2 protein-coding genes and 1 pseudogene are annotated in these 1,326 nt (G+C 43.0%); 1 reads left to right on the top strand and 2 read right to left on the bottom strand.

Annotated elements, in window-relative coordinates:
• Window positions 1-67: 67 nt before the first annotated feature.
• Window positions 68-235, bottom strand: coding sequence for a hypothetical protein (locus tag F6K37_RS42785; protein WP_154659821.1), 168 nt, complete (start codon window positions 233-235; stop codon window positions 68-70).
• A 71-nt stretch (window positions 236-306) separates the two neighbouring features.
• Here F6K37_RS42785 and F6K37_RS42780 point away from each other — a divergent pair.
• Window positions 307-460, top strand: a pseudogene (locus tag F6K37_RS42780) (IS630 family transposase); the annotation flags it as partial.
• 723 nt (window positions 461-1,183) lie between these two features.
• Here F6K37_RS42780 and F6K37_RS42770 read toward each other — a convergent pair.
• Window positions 1,184-1,326, bottom strand: a 143-nt coding sequence (locus F6K37_RS42770) for a response regulator transcription factor (RefSeq protein ID WP_287257269.1), incomplete at its 5' end; no start/stop codon positions are given.

Here is a 1,326-nt window from a genome sequence, read left to right as displayed (position 1 = left end):
TACTTGAGGTGCTACAGATGGTGCTTTTGAATAAGCGATGCAGAGGTGCGACCCGTGGCGAATTTAATTACGGGTCAAACGCACCATTACGGTCTTGGGGAGGCAGAGGTGCGACCCGTGGCGAATTAAATTCGCCTACGGAAAACGCACCATTACGGTCTTGGGGGTTCCCCCCATGACCGCGCTGCCGTGGTTTCCCCCACTCGCGCTTGGGATCAAGACAACAGGTAAGCATTGGAATAATGCTGAGTTACTTTAGCTGACGGCTGACGGCTGACGGCTGACGGCTGACGGCTGAATGCTTACGAAAAGATTAGTGATAGGACTTTTGGTATTGCCTTAAAAAAAATCGGTTATACCCGAAAAAAAAACTTACGGTTATCGAGAAAGGGATGAATAAAAAAGGCAAGAGTTTCTAGAAAAAATTTCTAAAAAGAAGCCAGACAAGCTAGTTTACATAGCGGTGCGACCGTGAGGTTTCCAACTCCTAGGTCGCCGCTCCGCGAACGCCTAGGTCACGCGCACCAAGAGAGGATAAAAAATTCGATAATTAGTTGAATCAGCCGGTTGTTAACTTCAGGTGCTACCCAAGGGCGCGAGGAATTGCTCGCGCCCTTGGAGGCGCGCACCTTACTATTTGCCCCCCTATTCTCCTGATTTAAAGAAAATAGAACATTATTGATTTTCGATTAAAAATCGAGTGATAAAATCAATAATAACTATCGAAAAAAATCGTATTAAGAGTTGATTTGGCTGTTTATTTAACGTCCTAATCTATACTTATACGGCTATAAAATATGATAGTTTAATTCAGAAAATATTTGTCCAAATTCCGGAATTATTGCTATTTTTATTACGTCAAACTCAGGTAATCATCCGGGGGAGCAGGTCTTGCGTTGCTGAAACATTAGTACTATGTACCATTAGAGCAAGCTTAAACCCATGAGGGGGCTATAGATAATGTACAAATATTCGGCATTTGTGACATGCTCCCCCTATTACCTATTACCCATTACCTATTACCCATTACCTATTACCCAGATCAGCGTACAAATGTTCTGCATAAGTGACATGCTCCCATCATCCGGTGGGTTGGTTCTTGCAGTTTAGTTTTTCCCAAAAAAGCTCTGCCATGATGATTTTCCAGATAAAATAGTGATAAAATAGTTTAATCTCATGCACATTAAAGATGCTGATGGGCCCAGAGGGCAGCCTGAGTGCGATCGCGAACATCCAACTCACAGAAAATATTAGTTAGATGATTTTTAATCGTGCCTTCGGTCAGATTAAGGGCGGCTGCAATTTCTCGATTGCTTTTACCTTGTC

It is taken from the genome of Moorena sp. SIO4E2 (genome assembly GCF_010671945.1).
Taxonomy (GTDB): Bacteria; Cyanobacteriota; Cyanobacteriia; order Cyanobacteriales; family Coleofasciculaceae; genus Moorena; species Moorena producens.
Note: the sequence above shows the minus strand (reverse complement) of the source record. Positions and strands in the feature narration are given on the sequence as shown.